Annotated in this window: 15 protein-coding genes; 9 read left to right on the top strand and 6 right to left on the bottom strand. The window is 52.1% G+C overall.

Going from position 1 to position 21372, the window contains the following annotated elements:
- The first annotated feature begins 287 nt into the window (after window positions 1-287).
- The 3 genes from B3Z49_RS15105 to B3Z49_RS15095 are packed head-to-tail and all read left to right on the top strand — an operon-like array spanning window position 288 to window position 2179.
- Window positions 288-1298, top strand: a complete 1011-nt coding sequence (locus tag B3Z49_RS15105) for a helix-turn-helix domain-containing protein (RefSeq protein ID WP_296992379.1) — start codon at window positions 288-290, stop codon at window positions 1296-1298.
- Window positions 1286-1873, top strand: coding sequence for a hypothetical protein (locus B3Z49_RS15100; protein WP_296992377.1), 588 nt, complete (start codon window positions 1286-1288; stop codon window positions 1871-1873). The genes B3Z49_RS15105 and B3Z49_RS15100 overlap by 13 nt, the downstream gene beginning before the upstream one ends.
- Before the next feature lie 54 nt (window positions 1874-1927).
- The gene (locus tag B3Z49_RS15095) at window positions 1928-2179 is read left to right on the top strand and encodes a hypothetical protein (RefSeq protein WP_296992375.1); all 252 of its coding nucleotides are present in this window, start codon (window positions 1928-1930) and stop codon (window positions 2177-2179) included.
- A 251-nt stretch (window positions 2180-2430) separates the two neighbouring features.
- Here B3Z49_RS15095 and B3Z49_RS15090 read toward each other — a convergent pair whose 3' ends face one another.
- The 3 genes from B3Z49_RS15090 to B3Z49_RS15080 form a co-directional block, all read right to left on the bottom strand.
- Window positions 2431-4320 carry a TRAP transporter permease gene (locus tag B3Z49_RS15090; RefSeq protein WP_296992373.1) on the bottom strand — a complete coding sequence of 630 codons (1890 nt, stop codon included), beginning with the start codon at window positions 4318-4320 and terminating at the stop codon, window positions 2431-2433.
- 152 nt (window positions 4321-4472) lie between these two features.
- Complete coding sequence (locus tag B3Z49_RS15085; RefSeq protein WP_296992371.1) at window positions 4473-5426, bottom strand: TAXI family TRAP transporter solute-binding subunit; 954 nt, start codon at window positions 5424-5426, stop codon at window positions 4473-4475.
- Window positions 5427-5492: 66 nt separating this feature from the next.
- Window positions 5493-6506: an amidohydrolase family protein gene (locus B3Z49_RS15080; RefSeq protein ID WP_296992369.1), complete on the bottom strand. Its 1014-nt coding sequence runs from the start codon at window positions 6504-6506 to the stop codon at window positions 5493-5495.
- A 127-nt stretch (window positions 6507-6633) separates the two neighbouring features.
- Between B3Z49_RS15080 and B3Z49_RS15075 the strand changes: the two genes are divergently transcribed.
- Window positions 6634-7569, top strand: coding sequence for a LysR family transcriptional regulator (locus tag B3Z49_RS15075; RefSeq protein WP_296992367.1), 936 nt, complete (start codon window positions 6634-6636; stop codon window positions 7567-7569).
- On the opposite strand, the gene B3Z49_RS15070 is transcribed toward B3Z49_RS15075, so the two are convergent.
- Window positions 7564-8310 carry an IclR family transcriptional regulator gene (locus tag B3Z49_RS15070; protein WP_296992365.1) on the bottom strand — a complete coding sequence of 249 codons (747 nt, stop codon included), beginning with the start codon at window positions 8308-8310 and terminating at the stop codon, window positions 7564-7566. The genes B3Z49_RS15075 and B3Z49_RS15070 overlap by 6 nt on opposite strands.
- Window positions 8311-8490: 180 nt before the next feature.
- On the opposite strand from B3Z49_RS15070, the gene B3Z49_RS15065 reads away from it, so the two are divergent.
- Entirely contained in the window at window positions 8491-10131 is a 1641-nt protein-coding gene (locus B3Z49_RS15065; protein ID WP_296992362.1) for an FAD-dependent monooxygenase, read from the top strand.
- A gap of 306 nt (window positions 10132-10437) precedes the next feature.
- On the opposite strand, the gene B3Z49_RS15060 is transcribed toward B3Z49_RS15065, so the two are convergent.
- On the bottom strand, window positions 10438-12057 hold the full coding sequence (locus B3Z49_RS15060) for a recombinase family protein (protein ID WP_296992361.1): 1620 nt from the start codon (window positions 12055-12057) through the stop codon (window positions 10438-10440).
- 76 nt (window positions 12058-12133) lie between these two features.
- Entirely contained in the window at window positions 12134-12499 is a 366-nt protein-coding gene (locus tag B3Z49_RS15055) for a BRO-N domain-containing protein (protein WP_296992359.1), read from the bottom strand.
- 583 nt (window positions 12500-13082) lie between these two features.
- Here B3Z49_RS15055 and B3Z49_RS15050 point away from each other — a divergent pair.
- Genes B3Z49_RS15050 through pglX form a run of 4 tightly spaced genes read left to right on the top strand, consistent with a single transcriptional unit; the run spans window position 13083 to window position 21337 of the window.
- Entirely contained in the window at window positions 13083-13715 is a 633-nt protein-coding gene (locus B3Z49_RS15050; protein ID WP_296992357.1) for a DUF1819 family protein, read from the top strand.
- The gene (locus B3Z49_RS15045) at window positions 13712-14314 is read left to right on the top strand and encodes a DUF1788 domain-containing protein (RefSeq protein WP_296992355.1); all 603 of its coding nucleotides are present in this window, start codon (window positions 13712-13714) and stop codon (window positions 14312-14314) included. Before B3Z49_RS15050 ends, B3Z49_RS15045 begins: the two co-directional genes overlap by 4 nt.
- A gap of 4 nt (window positions 14315-14318) precedes the next feature.
- Window positions 14319-17870 carry a BREX system P-loop protein BrxC gene (gene brxC, locus B3Z49_RS15040; RefSeq protein ID WP_296992353.1) on the top strand — a complete coding sequence of 1184 codons (3552 nt, stop codon included), beginning with the start codon at window positions 14319-14321 and terminating at the stop codon, window positions 17868-17870.
- Window positions 17870-21337: a BREX-1 system adenine-specific DNA-methyltransferase PglX gene (gene pglX, locus B3Z49_RS15035; protein ID WP_296992350.1), complete on the top strand. Its 3468-nt coding sequence runs from the start codon at window positions 17870-17872 to the stop codon at window positions 21335-21337. The genes brxC and pglX overlap by 1 nt, the downstream gene beginning before the upstream one ends.
- Window positions 21338-21372: the final 35 nt, after the last annotated feature.

Here is a 21372-nt window from a genome sequence, read left to right as displayed (position 1 = left end):
CCCGCAACCACTCTTTCCGATCCGTTGAGTTTTGAGATATAGACTCGACGGATTCGCGAAACAAGAGAAAAAGTTCGGGGACACTCCTCAAAAAGAGGAGACGGCATTTCCGAGTTTTAGTTTTTCCTGACTTTTCAAGAATTTAGACAATAAAAAACCCGCTGTTGGCGCAGCGGGTCTTTGAAAAGGCTTAAACTGCCTCAGTCTCGAAATCTGAGCATCAGTTTAGGTAACGGGATCGCTTTGTCAAGTGCAAATGCGAGAGCAAAACTCCGCCGATACCAAACATGACATCCCTTCATGCATACGCCGAAATCCGCAAGGGTACAGCACAGTCCGCACCTGCGGGAACATCCGCCGTTGCCCGCTGGCAATGGGTGCAAAACGAGATATTCGATCACGATGATCTCAGCACTTCGGAGATCTGTGTTGCCGTGGTTCTGGCATCGCACGTCAATGACCGAACCCAGGACTGCTTCCCCAGAATTGAGACCATCGCCCGCGAAGCCGGGTTGTCAGAACGGAAGGTCCGACAGGCTCTTAAACGTCTTGAACAGCTTGGTTTGATCCGGCGTCTGGTACGGAGTGCCGGACGGCTGCGCAATCGCAACGCCTATCAGCTGGTCGGGCTGGGCGCCAAACCGGCATCTGGTTCCCTCAAACCGGCATATGATTCCGGTGTTAGACCGGCATGTGGTGCCGGTTCCAATATTAACACGGATAAAGATGATAACACGGATGAGAAGGAACAGGGGCACGTCAATGCCACAAGTGGCACGGGGGCCGTCATCCTGCCTTCCGTCGATGATCAATGTCTGATCCAAGCAAGAGAGTGGCAGCGCCTTTGTGCCGAGCCCTGGACGCTGGCCAATGCCTGTTTGCGTGTGAATGAGGCCATTGACCGTGTCGGGTTTGATGCTGTTCGGAACGCATTGGAAGATGTTAGACGACAGGGAAAAAGGCCTTCACGGCCTGGTGTGCTGGATATTCTTGATGGGCTGGTTTCGGAGGCGTCGGTCGTGGCAGATGCGAACGTTTTGAAGGCTGTCTGTGATCCAACTGATCCATCGGAATGGCGCGAGATATGCCAAGTTGTTGTTCAGGCCGATATTCCCGGTTGTCGCAATCCGCGTCTCTGGCTGTCTCAGATCCGTGCGGTTCTTCGTGGCAGCACAATCGATTTAAAAGCCCGGAGCCGGTGTGTTCAGGACATGACGTGTCATCATTTAATGCCGGTCATTGAAGCCGTTGCCGAACGCCGGGGATTGCTGATCGGAGATGTGTCATGCGTGAGCTGATGATGTCCTCTGATCATGTTCCTGTGTCGTTTGAAGTGCGGCTAGAGGTGTTTCGTCATCAGGTGGCAGGCTTGTCGCGCATTCGACGCTGGAACGGTGCCTGTGATGTCAGTGTTGCCCAGCATTGCGTTCAGGCCTGCGACTTAGCGTCCCCGGAGGCTGCCGGTTATGCTCTGATTCACGACATCGAAGAGTTTGATACCGGCGATATTACGACCCCGATCAAGAGTACCATGCGTGCGCTTGGGGTTTGGCAGCGGTTTGAAAGCGAGATTGTCCTGCCGATCCGGCGACGGTTCACGTTACTGGCTGGTTTGGAATGGCCCTGGCCGGAAAGTGTGATCGAGGAAGTGCACGAGATCGACCAGAGGCTCAAGGCAACCGAGTATCGCGATTGTGTCGACTGGTCATTAGTCCGATTACCCGCCAAAGAGCTTGCCGAACCTTATCTGGACTACGTGTTACCCTGGAGTGCGATCAAGGCAGAGAATGTTTTTATGAAACGGGCGCACGCCGTTCTGCCAAGTATGGCAATGTGTGATGCTGAGAGTTGGTCTTTGATTGACGTTTCCTGATGCGACCGATAGTGCATACTTTGAAACGATGATGCAATCAGGCAAGGAATTCTCATGCCGGAAATCACATTCGCGCAGGTGACGAATGCCAGAGGAGCCGCAAGCCGCAAGCTTTGGCAGGAGTTTGAAAAGCAGCTTGCCAATGATGACGGTCGGGCAGCAAAAGCCCATCTGGAGGCTGGACGACCGGTATTCTATTGTGATCCGGCCCATGAAGGCAGGATTGTCCGGAAATGGCCCGATGGCCGTTGCGAACTGGTGTCCGTCAATGATGATGGCACTGTTGAAGTTCTTCGGTATCTCTGATGAACCGGCAGGATTTTGCCGGATATCATCCCGGACAGTTCGCGGAGAATTATGAATGATTTGTTTGGTGTTCTAACCGTGGTGATTTCAGATCGCAGGCCTACTGCCTTACGAGCGGGAACTCATTTCTGGAGGAGTTTTAAGGGCCCAGGTCACAGGCAGAAAGTCACTTTTAGTGGCAACCTGCTAAATGGTATAGACCCCGGTTTGTTTAAACCGGGGTCTAGTTGATCGATATCGTATAGTACAGATTAATGTTGGGGTTGTTGCAACGGTCGGGAAAACTGACGCCATACCCAGACAAGTCCAAGCAGTAGGCCGATCAGTTCGATCCAGAGACCAAATGATCCTATATCCGCAGGGATCAACAACATGAAACCTGCGGCCCCGACCCAAAGTCGCTCGGGGGCCTGAAGTCTTGTACGACAAAAGCCGACCATGGCAACAGATACCAACCAAATACCCGCAGAGGCGGAGACAACAGCCAAAGCAATCGCATCCCAGTCTCCTTGCATCAACAGCGAAGGGGAGAACACAAAGAGGAAAGGAATAATAAAAGCAGGCCAGCCAATGCGTACTGAAGTCAAAGCTGTCTGCATTGCACTTGCACCGGAAATACTCGCCGCTGCAAATGCCGCCACGGCTACTGGCGGTGAGATCATGGACATCATTCCAAAATAGAAAATGAAGAAATGTGCTGCTATTGGCATGACATCCAGTTGCAACAAAGGCGGAGCAGCAAGGGTGGCCACTAGTAGGTAGATGCCGGTAGTCGGCATCCCCATGCCGAGTAGTATGCATACGAAAGCCGTGGCAATGAGCAACAAAATCAGGCTGTTCTGTCCAAGGCTGACAAGCAGATAGGTGAGGCCAAACCCTAGTCCTGAAGTCTGTAAGACACCTATGACAAGCCCGGCAATCGCGCCAATCAGAACGATCTCTACAGATCCTCGACCTGTATCAAGCAGTGCTTGCCCCAATTCATTTAACCGGACACGGTGGCCTTTGTAGCCAAATACCAGATTGAAGGCGATAACGACGAGGATCGCCCAAAATGCAGCTACGGTTGGCGATTTATTCTCGCTGAATAATAGCCAGATCAACACAGCAAAAGGTAGCGGGAAATACCAGCCTGCACGCAATACGTCGATAAGGCGTGGGATCATTTCATCGGGCACGGGCGGTATCCGTTTTACCCCGGCCTCCAGGTCAGCCTGAACGAGCACGGCCAAAAAGAACAGAAACGATGGGATGATTGCGGCAATAACGACTGTGGCATAGGAGGTTTGCAACAGTTCCGCCATGAGGAAAGCTGCGGCTCCCATCACTGGCGGCATCAATTGTCCTCCTGTAGAGGCGACTGCCTCAAGAGACGCAGCCATTCGGGGGCTATACCCGCCCCTTTTCATCAACGGGATCGTAATGACACCAGTGGAAGCAACATTGGCTACAGCGCTACCTGAGATGGAACCGAACAGTGCTGAGGAAACAATTGCCATTTTCGCTGCACCGCCACGTCGGCGTCCCACCAAAGCGGTAGCGAGGTCAGTGAACCAGTTGGCACCGCCCGTTGCCTGCAAAACAGCCCCGAATAGAATATAAATGACTACGATAGTCGCGACGATTTTAATTGGCGAGCTCATCATCGCTGTGGAATCAATGGTAAGATACCCCAGTAGCTCGTCCAAGGGACTGGCCCGGCCACCCAGCGCACCCGGTATCTTGTCCGCAACCAGGGCATAGACCAGAAAGACCAGAACCACAGCCACAAGGCTAAATCCCGCCTTGCGCCGCAACGCTTCGAGCAAAAGTGGAATTAGCCCCATTCCAATCCAAGAGATTTCTTGTTCGTAGCGAAAGAAATTTGCTGAGAGCAGCGGATAGCGCCAAGCGGTCCAGACACAAAGTCCGAGCCCGACAGCAGCCAGAACGAAATCAGCCCAACGAGGATAAAATTGTTTTGGGGTCGTGATATAGACCGCGGCTATCGCACAACCCAAGACGAGGAACAGAAGTTGTTCCTGAAAGATGGATATCCCGGCACGAGAAGCGATATTTCCACCCAATATAAGTGCAAAAATTGTAACACCAAGGCCCATACCGTGGCCCAGAGCCGTGACTGGCTTCGTAGTGAGGTTCATGTGTTTATCCTGTGAGCTTGCAGGAAAGGAAGTGTCAGCGATGGGTGAACTTCGTGTTGCAGGTATTGATCGGTGACGACGCGCCTGCTCCTGTACATCATGTTGCACCCGTCGGGCTGTTGCCGAACGGGTGCGACATCCTTTGATTTGACTTATTTGGCGCTAAGACCTGCTTCTTCATAATAGCGCAGTGCGCCAGGATGATATTCAAGCTCGAAGTCGGTATGAATCTGCTTGGTGCTGTAGTTGGACCACAACGGCCCTGATGCCTTCAAAGCAGCTTCATTCTCTGCAAGAGCCCGGGTCACAGCGTAGACCGCATCCTCAGAAACGTCCTTATGAGCGAATAGGACTGTCTCATAGACATGCAGACCGGTCGGAACTTCGATGCCGTCAAGCCCCTCAGCCGGTTCTACCACCTCAATTCGCGTCTTGGGCAGCGCAGCCATCATCTTCGCATCGGGCTCAAGCGGAATATAGCGGATGCCGCCATCAATTGTAGCATTCATCTCGCGAACCGCAGCAGATCCAGCAGCTGCGATAACTGCATCGACCTGCCCCTCACGAAACGCCTGCCAGCTGTTTGGCAATGAGGTGACCGGGACACCGGATACATCATCACGACTCATATTTGAGCCCGCAAGAAATGCGTCCCAGAAATACTCGAACAAAGGAGATGCATTATAACCAGCCGGAATGCGCATCCCAGCCAATTCCGCGACATTACTGACACCACTTTTATTGGTTACGATCACCCCCTGTACAAATGGTGCCAAGGTTGCGACGACCCGAAGGTTTTCATGAGGTTGTCCTTCAGAAAGCATAGTTCCTGAGACCCCCATGTAATATTGCATCGAGTTGGATATGCCGAAATCGATCCGGCCCATATCCACGCCCGTCATGTATTGCTGTGTCCCTGCCATAGCCTGCGGACGCATCTGATAGTCCGAATGTGAAGACACAACGTTCGAAACAGCAGCACCGAGTTGTGCGACAGCCCCCCCTTCGGTTGTTCCAACACTAAGAACCTGTGCCGAAGCAGCCGAGCTTAGCGACATGATCGTTCCGGCTATTAAACCCGTTATTTTGAACATATTGTTGAGCATGTTTTCCTCCCTGGGATGCTTTTGTAAAGCACGGCAGCCCTTTTTGGACTGCCGTGCCGACTTTTCTCAGTCCTTTTTCAGTCCGAAGAACTCCTGGGCATTGCGATACGAGATTTTTTCGCGTGTTTCGGTCGACATCTCGATAGATTCGAGAACCTTTATCGTATCGCGAATGTAACCGGGGCCTCGTTCAGGATCGAACGGGCTATCCGAGGCGAAAAGGACCTTGTCCTCTCCATAGAACTCAAGCCCGCAAAGTGTTGCAGCGCGTGAACCGAAGACCGCAGTGTCTGCATAAAAATCCTTGAAATAGTCCAGGGGACGCTTCTTGAGGCTCTTGAGCACCAAACTCAAATCTTCATCTGTCGTTCGCTTACCAAGTTGATCCATCCCGGGACCAACACGCCCTTCAAAGTAGGGAACCATAGCGCCGAGATGATGGGCCAAAACTTTCAAATTTGGCAGTCTGTCCATCATGCCTGAGAACACCAGCCGTGCCATAGCCGCACTGGTTTCATAAGGCCATCCGAAGGTCCACCAAATTTCGTATTTGGATTTATCTTCATCAATGTAATCAGGCATGTTTGCGCCACGCGACGGATGAAGCAGGACCGGCTTCCCGTGCTTTTCCGCCATTTCAAAAACAGCGAAGAATTCATCATTGTCGAGCGCCCGACCATTTACATTGGTATGAATCTGCAATCCGTTAGCGCCCAGATCTGTAAAGGCACGCTCTGCTTCTCTGGCGGCATTGGGCGAATTCATCGGCAATGAGGCAATAAAGCCTGCGAAGCGATCGGGATGATTTGCGACCAGCTCTGCCATCCCGTTATTACCAAGACGGGCAAGCTCCTCGGTTTCGGTCGGGTTTCCCAGGCTTTCGATTGGCGGCATGCCGAGGGAGAGAATTTGTGTATAGTCATTGAAACGATCCATTACACGGAAGCGTTCTTCCAAGTCGTAAATGGCCGGAATGCCCCGCATTCTTTGGCCGATATCGCGCACCGTGCCTTCGGAATTCTGCATTTTATCCCATAATGGTTTCGGGAAGAAATGGTTAAAAGCGTCAATGTATTTCAACGGTCGTTCTCCTTAGAATTAATCTTATGAAGGTTACGAACACCCCAAAAATGTTACAAATACCGTTTGCCTCCTAGTGATATAAGTTTTACCACTATCACAAGGTCGTCATTGAGAAAGGCTCGGCATGAGGCTTCGGCAACTAAGATATTTTCTGGCAGTAGCGAAAACTGGCAGTCAAACCCTGGCTGCTCAAAAGTTAAATGTCTCGCAACCAGCCCTAGGCCTTCAAGTTCGTGAACTGGAGGCCAAACTGGGGGTTAGCCTTTTCATTCGCCGATCACGAGGAATGGAACTTACCGAGGCGGGCCGAGAACTTCAGGGTCGTGCTGATAAGATATTGCAGGATCTTGAGAGTGCGCGTCATGCAATGCGTGCTTATGCTAACAATCCCGAACGCAGAATTACACTTGGAACACCACCTACTCCCGGGAAATTGCTGCTCCCACCGCTCCTTCGAGCGCTTGCAGACCAGAAATCGCTAACACTCGGGTTGCAGGAAGGACTGTCATCAGATCTAGGGATTATGATCAAGAACGGCGACCTAGACTTAGCGCTTACTTACGACCCTTCATCTGATCTGAAAAGATCAAGTGCCATACTTGCCTATGACGATCTCATCCTGATCGGGCCACCCCATAGTCTAGGTGGGGGACGAAAAGAAGTTTCCTTCGGTGCTCTGGGCAGGTTTCCGCTGGTGATGGACAGTCCGAAGCAGATCACGAGAAAACTTTTGGACAAACTGGCCGACCAAGAAGATGTCAGCCTCAAAGTTGCGCTGGAAGTCGAATCAGTTAATCTTAAAAGGGAAGTAATTCTATCTCACGGTTGTTTTGCGATTGTGCCACGCGGGCTTTTTTCCGACGCAATCACGGAAGGGCGTTTCGATTGGGCGCCAATAATTCAGCCGAGCATCACCAGAACCTTGTTTTTGATCGGGCGCAGTACATTGCCCGATCAGGACTTTCAGGTGATTTTGGATTTTCTGAGACCTATCGTCTCGACCTACATACGAGATAAAAATGTTAACTGGCGACTGCCGCAGGATACTGGAATCTCATGATTTCTGACGTATCTGTTCGCTGATGCTAACTGCTGCAACAACCAATTGCTTACCCACCTTTGCAATTTCATCCGCCAAAATTGTTGTGCCGGGAAAAGTGAGGCTTAAGCTCCCTGCGACGTCATTTTGGGAATCAAAAAGTGGTGCTGCAATACCGGTTACACCGGGGGTGACGTCCGCTATCGTGTGGTGCCATCCTTTATGCCTGATTTCTTTAAGGTGCGAACGAACTTCGGAGAGGGTCGTCCCAAGACCAGTCTCAGAGAAGGCAGCAGGATTTTCATCGTATAAGCGCGACAGCTGATAGTGCGACAGGTGTGCCAAAATGACTTGGGAAGCAGCTCCCTTCAATAGGGGGCGGTACCGACCACGTTCGAAGTTTGAGCGGATTTGGTCTGTGCTTTTCTCTTGATGCACACAAAGTACACCCTGACGATAGCGGCGGCAAAGTAGGCCGACGCTGACATGTTGGCGCGTGAGGCTCTGCATAATAGGCCTTGCTGCCCGTATCAGCGGATCACTAACGATAATCTGATGATCCATCTGGATGATACGTGGCCCCAGACTATATCCGCGTCCCGGAAACGAAGACAGCAGTCCAGCATCGGTCAGGACCTTTAAATAGCGATACAGGGTTGAACGGCTGAAACCTAGTCGCTCGAGCAAAGCATCGAAGTCCCATTCCGGATTGGCCTCGTCGAAGAGATCTAAAATACCCAAAAGTTTTTCGTGGCTTTGCACGTATGTGCCCCTGCTTTTCTCACTACAAATTTTTGCTCGAACATAAGAGAGCAGCGGGTACTTGCCAAGTGCGACCTCCTCTGGTTTTTCAAATTTCCCACATTATGAGATATTTTTATTGACGCTATGGTGGCCTCCTTTTAATTATCGAGCCAGCTACGAAAACTCAGGGAGTTAAACATGGACACTCAAGTTACCATTATTGGAGCTGGGCCAGTTGGCCTGACTCTGGCCGTTGACCTCGGCCTTCAGGGTATCAAATGTACGCTGGTGGAGAAAAAGCCGGAGCCTGAATTCCTGCCGAAAATGGAACGTTGCAATGCACGTACAATGGAAATATTCCGGCGGATGGGCTTGGCGGAGAAGATCAGGACCGCAGGCTTGGATAGCAGTGTTCCAATGGATGTATTTGTGGTCACCAAAATGACCGAAAAGCCATTGCTCCATCTGGAGTATCCCTCGGTCGATGAGGCTCGCAAAATATGTGAAGCCTCGGAAGGAACGTCCGAACCGGCAGAACCGTATCAGTTGATCTCACAGTACACCGTAGAGCCACTCCTGAAATCTGTGGCCGAGAAACTGCCATCAGTTACGCTCTCCTACGGGACCGAATTTGTAGATTTCAAGCAGGATGCCCGAAGTGTCGTAACCACTTTGCGCCGGGCGGATGGCAGCACATACGAACTGAGCTCGGACTATATGGTCGGCTGTGATGGCGGTGCCAGCATAGTTCGAAAAACACTTGATATTCGCTTACGTGGTGAAGGCAATTTGCTAAGGCTACGCCAGGCACTCTACCGCTGTGATGATCTGTTTTCCAGACTGCCACTGGGGGATGGACCTGGTCATGGCCGACACTACCATGTCGCAGACGATCAGGCGTCATTTCTTATCATGCAGGATTCCACCAAGCACTGGACTCTCCATGCTGTTGTAGAAAGTGACGAAGCGATGGCGTCACAGTTTGAAAAGGTTGTCGGCGCGGACATCGACTACGAGATGCTTTACGTAGGAGAGTGGAAACAGAACCTTCTTCTTGCTGATCGTTACGGCCATGGCCGGGTTTTGCTCGCCGGTGACGCTGTTCATCTGGTCATCCCTACCGGGGGGCTTGGCATGAACACTGGGGTCGGCGATGCAATCGACTTGTCTTGGAAGCTTGCTGCAACGCTTCATGGCTGGGCTGGGCCAAATCTGTTGCGTTCTTACGAGATCGAGAGGCGCCAGATAGGTGATCGCAACATTGGTGCGTCTCGCTATGCCTCTCAAGGTCGACGGAAATGGCGTGCTCAATGGCAACCAGGTTTTAACGACAACACACCAGAGGGAGCAGCCCTTCGGGAAAATCTGGCGCGGGTAGCCGATGTTGAGCAGCGCAAGACAAACGAGATGATTGGTGCAGAACTCGGATATCGATATGTGGACAGCCCGGTAATCTGGGATGAACCTGGCGGCCCTGAACACCTATTTCGTACATATGACCCTACTGCCTGGACCGGGGTCCGGATGCCTCATGTCTGGTTGGAGCCCGGGCGCTCTATCAATGACAGTCTAGAACGCTGCTATTCTCTGGTTCGTTTCTCTGGCAATACAGAGGGCGTCAGTGACCTTGCTACGGCGTTCAAGAAAATCGGTGCACCATTCCGGATGGTAGATCTTCCTAGCCCGAAATTGCGTGAACTATACGGTCGGGACATGTTCCTCGTGCGCCCTGATTTGCACATTGCCTGGCGGGGAAATGACCTGCCAAACGATCCGATGGCATTGGCACTATTGACCACAGGATACCCGGTAGAGCGGATGGGACGGCATCATCTTTAAACGTTGTTCGGACTAAACAACGAACAACAAAACAAGTCCCGGTTCGCATGAACCGGGACTTTTCACATGGCATATCGAACAGCTTCGGACAGGGGGCAATCAAACAGGGACGAAATTTGGTGGAGGGACTTCTACGCAGGTCATCGGACAGACAAGCTTGGGTGCAATAGATAGGTTCACGCCACAAGCGAAAGGCTCTCTGGACTGTTGTCGTCAATTTGCCAACTTGCAAGATGGCAATTATGCTCAACGTTTTCTCCTCGCCTGATTTTCGCCAATAGAGTTCTTGGCTGGTCGAGCTATGTCTTAACGACGCTTATCCGCTGCGGTGATTGCTGGAAAGTCGAACGTCACCTCGCAGCTTCGCTCCCAGCATTCTTCAGCCTCATTCCAGATGGCGTGAATGGTCAGCCTGTCGATAATCTGGCGCATAGGGGCTACGGCTTCCGGATCGCGTGACCAGGTTTCCAGCTTTGCGATCAACGTTTTGTGGTGAGCGACAATCCTGTCGATGCTTTTGGGAGGTGTTGTCTCGGCCAGTTCCCGTTCACATCGGGAAATGTCGAGTTTCAGACGGTGAATCTGTTCCGATTTGTCGTCAAAAAATGCACGGATTTCGTGAGACCTGGCGTCGGGGCCCAAAGCATCGATGACCTTGTTTAGGCCAGTGCGGACAGCCTCAAGTTCTCCCTTCAGTTGCTCAATTTCACGTTCCAGTTTTGAGCGTCTCTTTTCTATTTTTCCACTGTCGAATTGCGCCATGATCATATTGCGATCAAGTTTGCTGATGGCTTCAATGACGAGCGTGATAATCTGGTCATAGTTGAGGCTTCTGTTGGGGCACCCTTTTGTTTTGCAAGAGTAGTGTCGGGCATAGGTTGCAACAATCGGTTCTCCGTGCTTACCGCAGTAGAGCTTGCCACCAAACACCGCATTTGCGCGTTTGCCGGTGATGACCTGTTTTCGCCGCCATTCACGGGAACGATTAATGGAGGCTTCGCGCCTCTCTGCTTCTGTCGTGACTTTCGGAGTCAGCTTGCGTTCTCGTTGCTTTGCAGACCGTATATCCAAGGCCCGCTGCACTTTGGCAAACAGGTTGTCATTGACAATGGCCAGTTCCGGTATCGGCACGGATACCCATTCACTTTCCGGACGCAAGATCGAGACGCGCTTGCCGGTTTCCGGGTGTTTACGATACTGCATCTTGTTGAACGTAATGGTGCCATTATAAAGCGTCTGACGCAGCAGGCCTGTCTGGCGTACGAAAGAACCGACAAGCGTTGTCGGTGCCCATTTTCCTCCGTTTGGTGCTTCGATACCGCCTCGATTGAGGTCTTCACAGATATGTTTGAGTTTCTTACCAGATGCATAGGCTGCGAAGATATCGCGTATGATTTCGGCTTGCTGTTGATTGATTGTTCGCTTCCCGCGTATTGGCTCGCCTGCTTCATCAAGCGCGTGCTCCAGATCATAGCCATAGAGCTTCCCGCCAGGTACGCCGCCACGCAGCACTGCGGCAATAACACCCCTGTGGGTTTTTTCGGCCAGATCCTTGAGATATAGCGCATTCATAGTGCTTTTCAGGCCAATATGAAGCTCGTTTATCAGGCCTTCACTGACAGTTTCAACCGGCACGCCGAGGAAGATCATTTTCTTGAAGAAATTGGCGGTGTCAGCCTGATCACGACTGATTCGGCTCAAGTCTTCCGCGATAACAACATCAAACCGACCGTCAAGGGCACCGATCAACAAGGCATTGATACCGGGCCGGTTTTCTATGTGTGCTCCGGACAGGGCCTCGTCCCGATAGACCTTAACGACATCATATCCCTTGATACGGCAGAATTCCTGACAGCGGCGGATTTGATCTTCTGAGCTCGTTCCTTGTTTGTCGGTCGAGTGACGAGCATAAATTCCAGCTCTCAAGGAAGCCTCGCATTCTGGTTATGTTCTTATGATGGGTGAAGGGCTGGGAGCAGCAACAATGGTCCGCAGAGGCGGATTAATGCAGTGGCCTTTGCCAACTGACCCGTTCCGGCATGTAGGTGCCGATACCGGTAGCGAGGAGCTCGGCTAAGGTTTCGTCATTGAAATCAGTCTTTTTGAAGCGCTTTGCTTCTGGCTTCCGGCTTCTAAAGATCAGGGAGTAGAGACCGCTTTCATTGATGGTCAGAAAATTCTGATCACCGCCAGCGGTACTCATAATGTGTGTACCCTTTTCATCTTTATCGAGATTTCGCAAACCGTTCTCTGCATCCCGGTAACCAAGTGCTTTGCAGACGTCTGTACCCACAGTCCAGATCTGGTCATCCATTTCGATGGCACGCAAATCGACGTTATCGAAGTTAAAGGTAAAGATTTCGCTCATTTCGGCCCCTTGCCGGTCGATGATACGCATTCCGCTATGGTTGTAGAAAACGTATCGGGATTCTTTTGATTACTCGACTGGAAGACTAATGCGCAAGGGTAAAAAGGCATGTTCTCGTAAGAATAGTAATATCAAAAAAAATCAATGATAACAGTGTATTGCCAGTGAATGCCAGAAAGTGCCAAAGATTGACGAAGATTGCCAGTTTGTGCCAGTCTGTGTCAGAGATTGCACAACTTTCACCTGTCGTGACGGGGGCAGGATAGGTTTGGTGGGCCCACCAAACAGCCCAAACGGGCTTCCTGCTTATTCGCATGGCGGTGCCATGCTCAACAAAAGAAAGGGGGGATGAGAGTGAATCCAGGCTAGCCGAGATGTTTGGTTAAAATAGCCTCATAACGAAATAGAGAAGGTCTCGTGGGTATGTCGGCGCTGCATCAGACTGAATAAGCGTGTGGACTTGTGGTTTCTCTAACGACTTGACTGGTCTTCGGTGAATCGGCTTTACCGACCTTGTAGCAAGACAGCCGGGGGCTCAGCAGTTTATGCTCCTGAGCCGTGACGAGATTATCGGATGACCACAATGGCACAAAAAGCAGCGCCCGCAGCAAAACAGCCCTACAAGATGTCCTTCACTTCCGGCGGGTTGTTCCTGACGGAGAGTGTGTTCGTCGCAGATTTACATCGTATAGGTGAGGATTGGAAAGATACGCTGGAACGTGCGCTACAAGAAGGCGCAACATCTCTGCCGAAAGCAGTTTCAAACCGCCGCAGCCTGCGTGAAATTGTGAATCGACTGATGACACTCGGTGACGAAGAGGTCCGTTTTCTGACCGAGGATGCTGTACGTCAAGAGCAGCAATACCTGCTCTGGATTGCAACATGCAGAGCCTATCGGTTTGTGCGGGAGTTTGCTGTTGAAGTTATTTGTGACCGCTATTTGTCTTACCAGCTAGAGTTGCCGTTAGAGACTTTTGATATTTTCTTTGAAGCCAAAGCGGAGTGGGATGATGGCTTGGCAGCCATTAGTGACAGTACGCGAAGCAAGCTCAGGCAGATAATGTTTCGCATGATGCGTGAGGCAAGCATCATCTCTGCGGAGAACCGGATTCAGTCAACGTATCTTTCTGCACCTCTTCGCAATCTGATTGAGGCAACAAACCCGCGCGACTTATCAGTTTTTCCGGGAATTATGATTGAGGGAATGCAGTCTTGAGCTTGCAGTTATCACGCAAGGAACGTGCTGAGCATCTCTATCGGGTGATCACAAGCGAACGTTTCCTCACCAAGCAGGGGCTTGGGAACGAAGTGCCCTTTTTCATTTGTCCGTTTCCGGCCGACGAAGGTCTTACGATGATTGAAGACCGGCTGGATTTGCTTGAGCGGATTGGGCATGCGGGCGTTAAAGCGCTTGACCTGAGCCTCTACGACATATCGCTGGGGCTTCTAGAAGAGCGTGGCATTCTGGACCAAGTGCTCGAACTCGAACCTGACATGGACAAGTCAGAGCTGAGGGAATTGTTGCAAGGGGTCCTAGATGTGCAAGAGCATTTGATCCCCAGAATTGGTGAGGCGATTGAAGGCCAGGCACATGACGTGATTTTCCTTTCGGGCGTCGGTGAGGTCTATCCCTACATCCGCTCACACAATGTGCTTAACAACCTTCAAAGCACTGCCAAGGACAAGCCAACTGTCCTGTTCTTCCCTGGCAAATATACGCATTCAACGGCCACAGGTGGGTCACTTGACCTGTTTGGCCTGCTTCACGACGACAAATATTACCGAGCGTTTAACATTTTTAATTACGAGGTCTGATGCGATGACCATTGTCCTGAGAGATATTTTCGCCAAGGCCGTTGATCGTCCAATTGACGGCGTGATCAAGGCTGATGATGAGGCAAGTCTGCGCATCGAGCTCGACGAATATGTAATTACGGACGAAATCGGCAGACGTCTGGAAACCTTCCTGGATGCCTATAATAACTATGACACTGCGAATGGTGTCTGGATTTCAGGCTTCTTCGGGTCGGGTAAATCGCACCTCCTTAAGATGTTGGCGCTTCTCATGGAAAACAGGGAGGTGGACGGCGTTCCTGCCCTGGAAATCTTTGAAGAGAAGCTCAAGGATCAACCGATGCTATTGGGGGCGCTGCGCAAGGCCGTGTCAGTGCCATCGAATTCGATCCTCTTCAACATTGACCAAAAAGCAGATGTTATCTCTAAAACAGATATCGACGCACTTTTGTCTGTATTTCAGAAGGTCTTTGACGAGGCCTGCGGATATTACGGAAAGTTGCCTCATATTGCCCAGTTCGAGCGTGACCTGGATGACCGAGGGCAATTGGCGGCATTTAAGGAGGCCTACGCTGCGGCTGCTGGAAAGCCTTGGGAGCGCGGGCGAGAACAGGCAGCGCTTGAGCGTAAAAACATCGCAGCGGCCTTTGCCTCGGTTGCAGGTGGTGATCCGGCAGATGCCAGTGACATTCTCGGGCAATATCGGTCGGACACGCGGGTTTCGATCGAGGACTTTGCCAACAAGGTCAAGGCCTGGATCGATAGACAGGAGCCGAAGTTTCGTTTGAACTTCTTCGTCGACGAGGTCGGCCAATACATCGCCGAGAACGTCAAACTGATGACGAACCTGCAGACCATCGCCGAAAGCCTGAACACCAAGTGTAAAGGTCAAGCTTGGCTGATCGTAACATCCCAGCAGGATATGGAAGCGATTATCGGCGATGGCAAAGCGTTCCAGTCGCAGGACTTCTCGAAAATCATGGCGCGCTTTGGCGTCCGGATGCCTTTGAATTCCGCAGACGTCGCAGAGGTCATTCAGCGCCGCCTTCTTTCAAAGACTGATGAAGGACAAGCCAGGCTCGGCAACCTCCATGATCGGGAAGAGAACAACCTGAAAACTTTGTTCGACTTTACCGACGGCTCGATCAAGTTGAAGAACTTTGAAGGTCGCGAACAATTCATTTCGAGCTACCCGTTCCCGCCATATCAATACATGCTGTTCCAGATGGCAATCAGGTCGCTGTCTCAGCACAATGCTTTTGAGGGTAAGCACAGCTCGGTCGGCGAGCGTTCAATGTTGGGCGTATTTCAAGAAGTCGCCAAGAAAATGGTCGATCAACCTGTCGGCGGGTTAGCGACTTTCGATTTGATGTTCGAAGGTATTCGCTCCGTCCTGAAATCGGCAGTGCAGCAGTCGATCCACATTGCTGAAAAAGAAATCCAGGATATTGATCCGTTTGCTGTTCGTGTCCTGAAGGCGCTGTTTCTTGTCAAATATGTCAAGGAATTCAAACCAACGGTTCGAAACCTTGGCATTCTGTTGCTTTCGAAATTCGACACGGATCAGGGTAAGCAACGGCGCAAGATCGAAGAGGCGCTGTCATTCCTTGAACGCAATACGCTTATTCAACGCAACGGCGAGGTTTACGAATTCCTGACCAATGAGGAAAAAGACGTTGAGGCCGAGATCAAGGCGCTCGACGTTGACCCAGCAGAGCTTTCCAAGGAAATGGAAACACTGGCTTTCGATACCATCCTGCGTCACCGCAAGATCAAGCATTTGACCACCGGCAACGAATACAGCTTCAGCCGCAAGCTCGATGACCATCTTTTGGGCCGGGAGTATGAGCTCTCAATCAACGTCATAAGCCCCTTCAACGACGATGTTGCGACACCCGACGCCGTGCGTATGCGGAACATGAGCCGCGAAGAACTGGCCGTGGTGCTGCAGCCCGATGTGCGGTTTATCCGCGACCTTACGCTCTTCAAGCAGACGGACAAGTTCATCCGGCAAGCCCGCACGGGCTCACCCCAGCCAGGACGCGACCGCATCGTTGCCGAGAAGGGGGAGCAGAACAGCCGACGGCATAAGGATCTTGAGCTGCGTCTTCGCAAGCTGATGGCAGAAGCACGTCTGTTTGCGCGGGGCGATGAGCTCGAAATTGGCGGTGAAGATCCACAAGACCGCATCGTCAAGGGCTTCCAGGTCTTGGTGGACAAGGTCTATGTCAATCTGCCGATGCTGCGTGGGGTGTCCTATGCCGAAGTTGATATCCTGAAGGCGGCAACGCCGGAAAGCGGCCTTTTTGGCAATAATGGAGAAGGCCTGACCGAGGCAGAACAGGAAGTTCTGAACTATGTCCAGTCCCAGGCCCGAAACGGGATGAAGGTATCTGTCAAATACCTGACCGAGCGGTTTGGAACCAAGCCATACGGTTGGCCGACAACGGCAACTCTATGTCTTGCGGCCAGTTTGTCCGGCAAGGGCAAGATCGAGGCGCGATCTGACAGTACGGTGCTGGAACGCGCGGAACTGGCAAAAGCCCTTAACAACAGTCATGCGCTGGCGAACATTCTGCTGACGCCGCAGACCGAGTTTACAGCCGCCCAGATCCGCAAAGCCAAAGAGCTTTATAAGGAGCTGTTTGACCTGCCGTCAGACGGGTCCGACGCGCGAACGATTGGTGCCGAATGGGCGGAAAGCACGAGAACGTTGTCAGAAGAACTGGGCAAACTTCATGCACAGAAGGCTCAGTACCCGTTCGTTGTTGCATTGGAGCCCTTTGCCTCGAAAATCGCTGCCATGGTTGGCAAGCCTGCTGGCTGGTACATCACCGAGCCCGCAACGCAGGAAGATGCCCTTCTTGATACCAAGGAAGAGGTCCTTGATAAAATCCGCAGCTTCATGGGCGGGGCTCAGCGCGAAATCTATGACGATGCGCGGTTTTTCCTGCATGATCAGGAGGCCAATATTCCTTACGTCGACTCTGCAGCTGGTGACGCGCTAAAGCAGGTGTTGGCTGACCCGAACTGCTACAAGGGGGCCGCCATCCAGTCATTGAAATCCGGTCTTTATGCGCTCAAAGACCGGGTGGACTTGGCGGTGTTGAATGAACGCAAGGCGGTTATCGCCGAGATTGACGATTGTGCGGCTAAAATCACCCAGATGCCAGATTTCCAAAAGCTTTCTTCGGAAAATCAGGCTTACATCAAACGCATTGTCGAGGACCAGAAGGCAGGCCTTGATAGTATAAAGATGATCCCGTTCTTGCGCGATCGGGCGAATAGCACCAAGCGTGATCTTTTGCCACGTGTCCTGGCAGAGCTTGATCGTTTTAACCAACCGAAAGCTTCTGCCCCGACGGCCCCCAATCCCAACCCGGAAATGGCAGAGGATCCAGCACCCGCTTTCACGCCCGAGCCGGTTAAACAGCCAGCTTATGTAAATGCGTCCGAAATAAAGGTCAGCTTTGCCAAGGCTTTCTTGGCTGAAGAGGCCGACGTTGAAAAATATGTCGAAGAAATGAAAAAGACCCTGCTTGATCAGATCCGTGCAGGCAAAAAGGTAATTGTTTGATGGATACGAACGCGCTCAAGAAGTTTGCCCAGGCAGCCCGTAATCTGCTGATTGATCAGGTCGGCGCCAAGCTTGACATTGTGATCGATCCGGCATCCCCGGCACGGCGGGAACACCCAAAGGCGATGAAAGAGCTTGACGCCGCCATCGCGCGCGATGGTAGGGCGCAGGTCATCGAGCAAGTCGCCTATACCTGGTTTAACCGATTTACCGCGTTACGGTTCATGGATATCAACGGTTACACGACTGTTGGTGTGGTTTCACCAGCTGATGGGCAAACCCGCCCGGAAATCCTGGCTGAGGCCTTGGCGGGTAATATTCCAGACGGGGCTTCAAACACGATTGGTGCACTTCTTGATGGACGTACACCATCATCTGATCCACAGGCAGAAGCTTATCGTTTGCTGCTTGTCCATGCCTGCAATCAGTGGCATGGCCCGATGCCCTTCCTGTTCGAGAAGATCGACGATTACACCGAACTGCTGATGCCAGAGGATCTGCTGTCGCAATCCTCCATCCTCGCGGAACTGCGCAAGGTGATGACCGCAGACGCCTGTCAGGATGTCGAAATTATTGGGTGGCTGTATCAGTTCTACATCTCGGAGAAAAAGGACCAGGTCTTTGCAGGCCTAAAAAAGAACAAGAAAATCACGGCCGAGAATATCCCCGCGGCGACACAGCTTTTCACCCCGCACTGGATCGTCCGTTACCTGGTGGAGAACTCGTTGGGGCGGCTCTGGCTGCTGAACCGACCCGGATCGAAACTGGCCGAGCGGATGGACTATTACATTGCGCCGGAAGAACCCGAGAAAGATTTCCTGCGCATTTCCCGTCCTGAAGAAATCCGCATTTGCGATCCGGCCTGTGGGTCGGGGCACATGTTGACCTATGCCTTTGATCTGCTCTACGCGATCTATGAAGAAGAAGGCTATGATGCGGCTGATATCCCTGCACTGATACTGACGCATAACCTGACTGGGGTGGAAATTGACGACCGCGCGGGCGCGCTTGCGGCCTTTGCGCTGACGATGAAAGCGGCAGAGAAACTAGGACGGCGGCGTTTCCTGCGGATGGAAGTGAAGTCCGACATCTGCGTGTTGCAGAACGTGGCATTCACAGATGCCGAGATGCAGGACGTTATGGCGGTGGTGGGCAAGGATCTGTTCACCGATGAGCTGCGTGAGACGCTGGGTCAGTTCGGGCAGGCCAAGAACTTTGGATCGCTGATCGTGCCTAAACTGCGCGATCCGGCCGAGACGCTGAGGGTGGTCGAGGCGCGGGATTTCGGGAGCGACCTACTGCTGAAGGAATTGCAGGAGCGTGTCATCGCCGTGCTGCGCATGGCCAAGGCGCTGTCTCCGAAGTATCACGTTGTGGTCGCTAATCCGCCGTATATGGGCGGAAAAGGGATGAACACTAAGCTCGGAGACTTCGCAAAGACTGAATACCCCGACAGCAAGATTGACCTTTTCGCGATGTTCATGGAGCGCTCGGTCAATCTGCTTAAAAGGCAAGGCTTCCTAGCCATGATTAATATGCAGTCATGGATGTTTCTGCCCACATTCGAGGCACTGAGACGAGAACTTCTCACTACTGCTCCTCCGACCACCGTTCTGCACTTGGGAACGCGTGCGTTCGATACAATTGGAGGGGAGGTTGTTTCGACGGTCGCCTTTGTGCTCGGAAAAGGATACGCAACAAATAATAGTGCAGACTATTTTCGTCTGACCGATGGCCGTTCGGAGGCAGAAAAGGCCACTATGTTCTCCGCCGCGCTCGAGCCAACTGAGCCTCGGACTATTCGTTTCTCGAAGTATGCCAAGCAATTCCTTATCTTGCCAAGCGCTGCATTGGCCTATTGGGTTCCGGAAAGTGTGTTGAGCGCTTATCAGAACAACAGTATTTCCGAAATGTTCGAAGTTGAAGGCAAGAATATTACGTCAGACAACGAGCGTTTCCTCCGATACATCTGGGAAGTCGGGCTGGCGCAGCGAGGACGAAAAAAGCGCTGGCTGCTGTATTCCAAAGGGGGAGAGTTTAGAAAATGGGCTGGAAATCTTGAGCATGTTGTTGATTGGTCGGAGTCCGCAAGAGGCTATTACAAAAGCCACTTGTCAGGACGCATCATCCCAAAAGATTATTGGTATCGCGAGGGTGTAACATGGTCACCAATCTCTACTAAGAAATCTGGCTTTCGATTTCTTCCGGCTGACACCACTTTCGACACAAAGGGGCTTGCGGTCTTTCCTGTAACGTCCAAAGCAGCCAGCGTTTTACTTGGCGCATTGAACAGTCCGTTCGCAAAAGTTGCTCTCGAAATCGCAAATCCCACAATGTCGATCAACCTATTTGACGTCAAGACAGTTCCAGCCCCAGCGGTGGATGTAACCACTACTGCATGCAAGGTTATCGAGAGATTAGTGTCATTGGGGTCTGAAGACTGGGACACCTACGAAACCTCTTGGGATTTCAGCACGCTCTCGCTACTCTCAACCGATCATAGCGGCGAAACGCTGCAGGAAAGCTACGTCACGCTGCGCGCCCATTGGCAGTCCATGACGGACGAGATGCAGCGGCTGGAGCAAGAGAACAACCGCATCTTCATTGACGCCTATGGCCTACAGGATGAACTGACCCCCGAGGTGCCGATCGAGGAGATCACCCTCACCTGCAACCCCGCCTATCGCTATGGCGTAAAGGGCTCGGAGGACGACCGCGAGACCCGCCTGCGCGCTGACACCATGGCCGAGTTCCTCAGCTATGCCGTGGGCTGCATGTTTGGGCGCTACAGCCTCGACGCGCCGGGCCTGATCCTTGCCAATCAGGGCGAGCGGCTGGAGGATTATCTTGCCCGCATCCCCGAGCCCAGCTTCATGCCCGACGCCGACAATGTTATTCCTGTGCTGGATGGTGACTGGTTTGCCGACGACATCACAGAGCGTTTCCGTCTGTTCCTGCGCGTGACCTTTGGTGAGACGCATTTTCGTGAGAACCTGAAATTCATCGAAGACGCGCTGGGTAAGGATATCCGCAAGTATTTCACCAAGGATTTCTATGCCGATCACGTGAAGCGTTACAAGAAACGTCCGATCTACTGGATGTTCTCAAGCCCCAAGGGTACCTTCAACGCGCTAATCTATATGCATCGGTATCGGGCTGATACGGTATCTGTCGTGCTTAACGACTATCTGCGCGAGTTCATTAGCAAGCTGGAGGCCGAGCGTGAGCGTCTTGAAAAACTCTCGGACGATCCCGATGCCAGCCAGGGGCAACGGACCAAAGCGCTCAAAGAGCTGGCGGTGATCGCCAAGCAGCTTGACGAGTTGATTGAATGGGAACGCGAAGTTGTCTTCCCGCTCGCGCAGGCCAAGATCGAGATCGACCTTGATGATGGTGTAAAGGCCAATTATCCGAAGTTCGGTGCAGCGCTGAAGAAGATCGCCGGGTTGGAGGCGAAGGAAACGTGAAATCGCAATTCAGAAAAGCATGCTGTGTCGTTGTT

Origin of the sequence: Thalassospira sp. UBA1131, assembly GCF_002311515.1 — a bacterium.
Lineage (GTDB): Bacteria > Pseudomonadota > Alphaproteobacteria > Rhodospirillales > Thalassospiraceae > Thalassospira.
Note: the sequence above shows the minus strand (reverse complement) of the source record. Positions and strands in the feature narration are given on the sequence as shown.

What these genes read in the sequence shown, in the direction of transcription:
- B3Z49_RS15085 (WP_296992371.1), bottom strand. Translation starts at nt 5,426, where the DNA reads ATGCTCAACAATATGTTCAAAATAACGGGTTTAATAGCCGGAACGATC.
- B3Z49_RS15055 (WP_296992359.1), bottom strand. Translation starts at nt 12,499, where the DNA reads ATGAGCGAAATCTTTACCTTTAACTTCGATAACGTCGATTTGCGTGCC.
- B3Z49_RS15095 (WP_296992375.1), top strand. Translation starts at nt 1,928, where the DNA reads ATGCCGGAAATCACATTCGCGCAGGTGACGAATGCCAGAGGAGCCGCA.
- brxC (WP_296992353.1), top strand. Translation starts at nt 14,319, where the DNA reads ATGACCATTGTCCTGAGAGATATTTTCGCCAAGGCCGTTGATCGTCCA.
- B3Z49_RS15065 (WP_296992362.1), top strand. Translation starts at nt 8,491, where the DNA reads ATGGACACTCAAGTTACCATTATTGGAGCTGGGCCAGTTGGCCTGACT.
- B3Z49_RS15105 (WP_296992379.1), top strand. Translation starts at nt 288, where the DNA reads ATGACATCCCTTCATGCATACGCCGAAATCCGCAAGGGTACAGCACAG.
- B3Z49_RS15090 (WP_296992373.1), bottom strand. Translation starts at nt 4,320, where the DNA reads ATGAACCTCACTACGAAGCCAGTCACGGCTCTGGGCCACGGTATGGGC.
- B3Z49_RS15050 (WP_296992357.1), top strand. Translation starts at nt 13,083, where the DNA reads ATGGCACAAAAAGCAGCGCCCGCAGCAAAACAGCCCTACAAGATGTCC.
- B3Z49_RS15100 (WP_296992377.1), top strand. Translation starts at nt 1,286, where the DNA reads ATGCGTGAGCTGATGATGTCCTCTGATCATGTTCCTGTGTCGTTTGAA.
- pglX (WP_296992350.1), top strand. Translation starts at nt 17,870, where the DNA reads ATGGATACGAACGCGCTCAAGAAGTTTGCCCAGGCAGCCCGTAATCTG.
- B3Z49_RS15075 (WP_296992367.1), top strand. Translation starts at nt 6,634, where the DNA reads ATGAGGCTTCGGCAACTAAGATATTTTCTGGCAGTAGCGAAAACTGGC.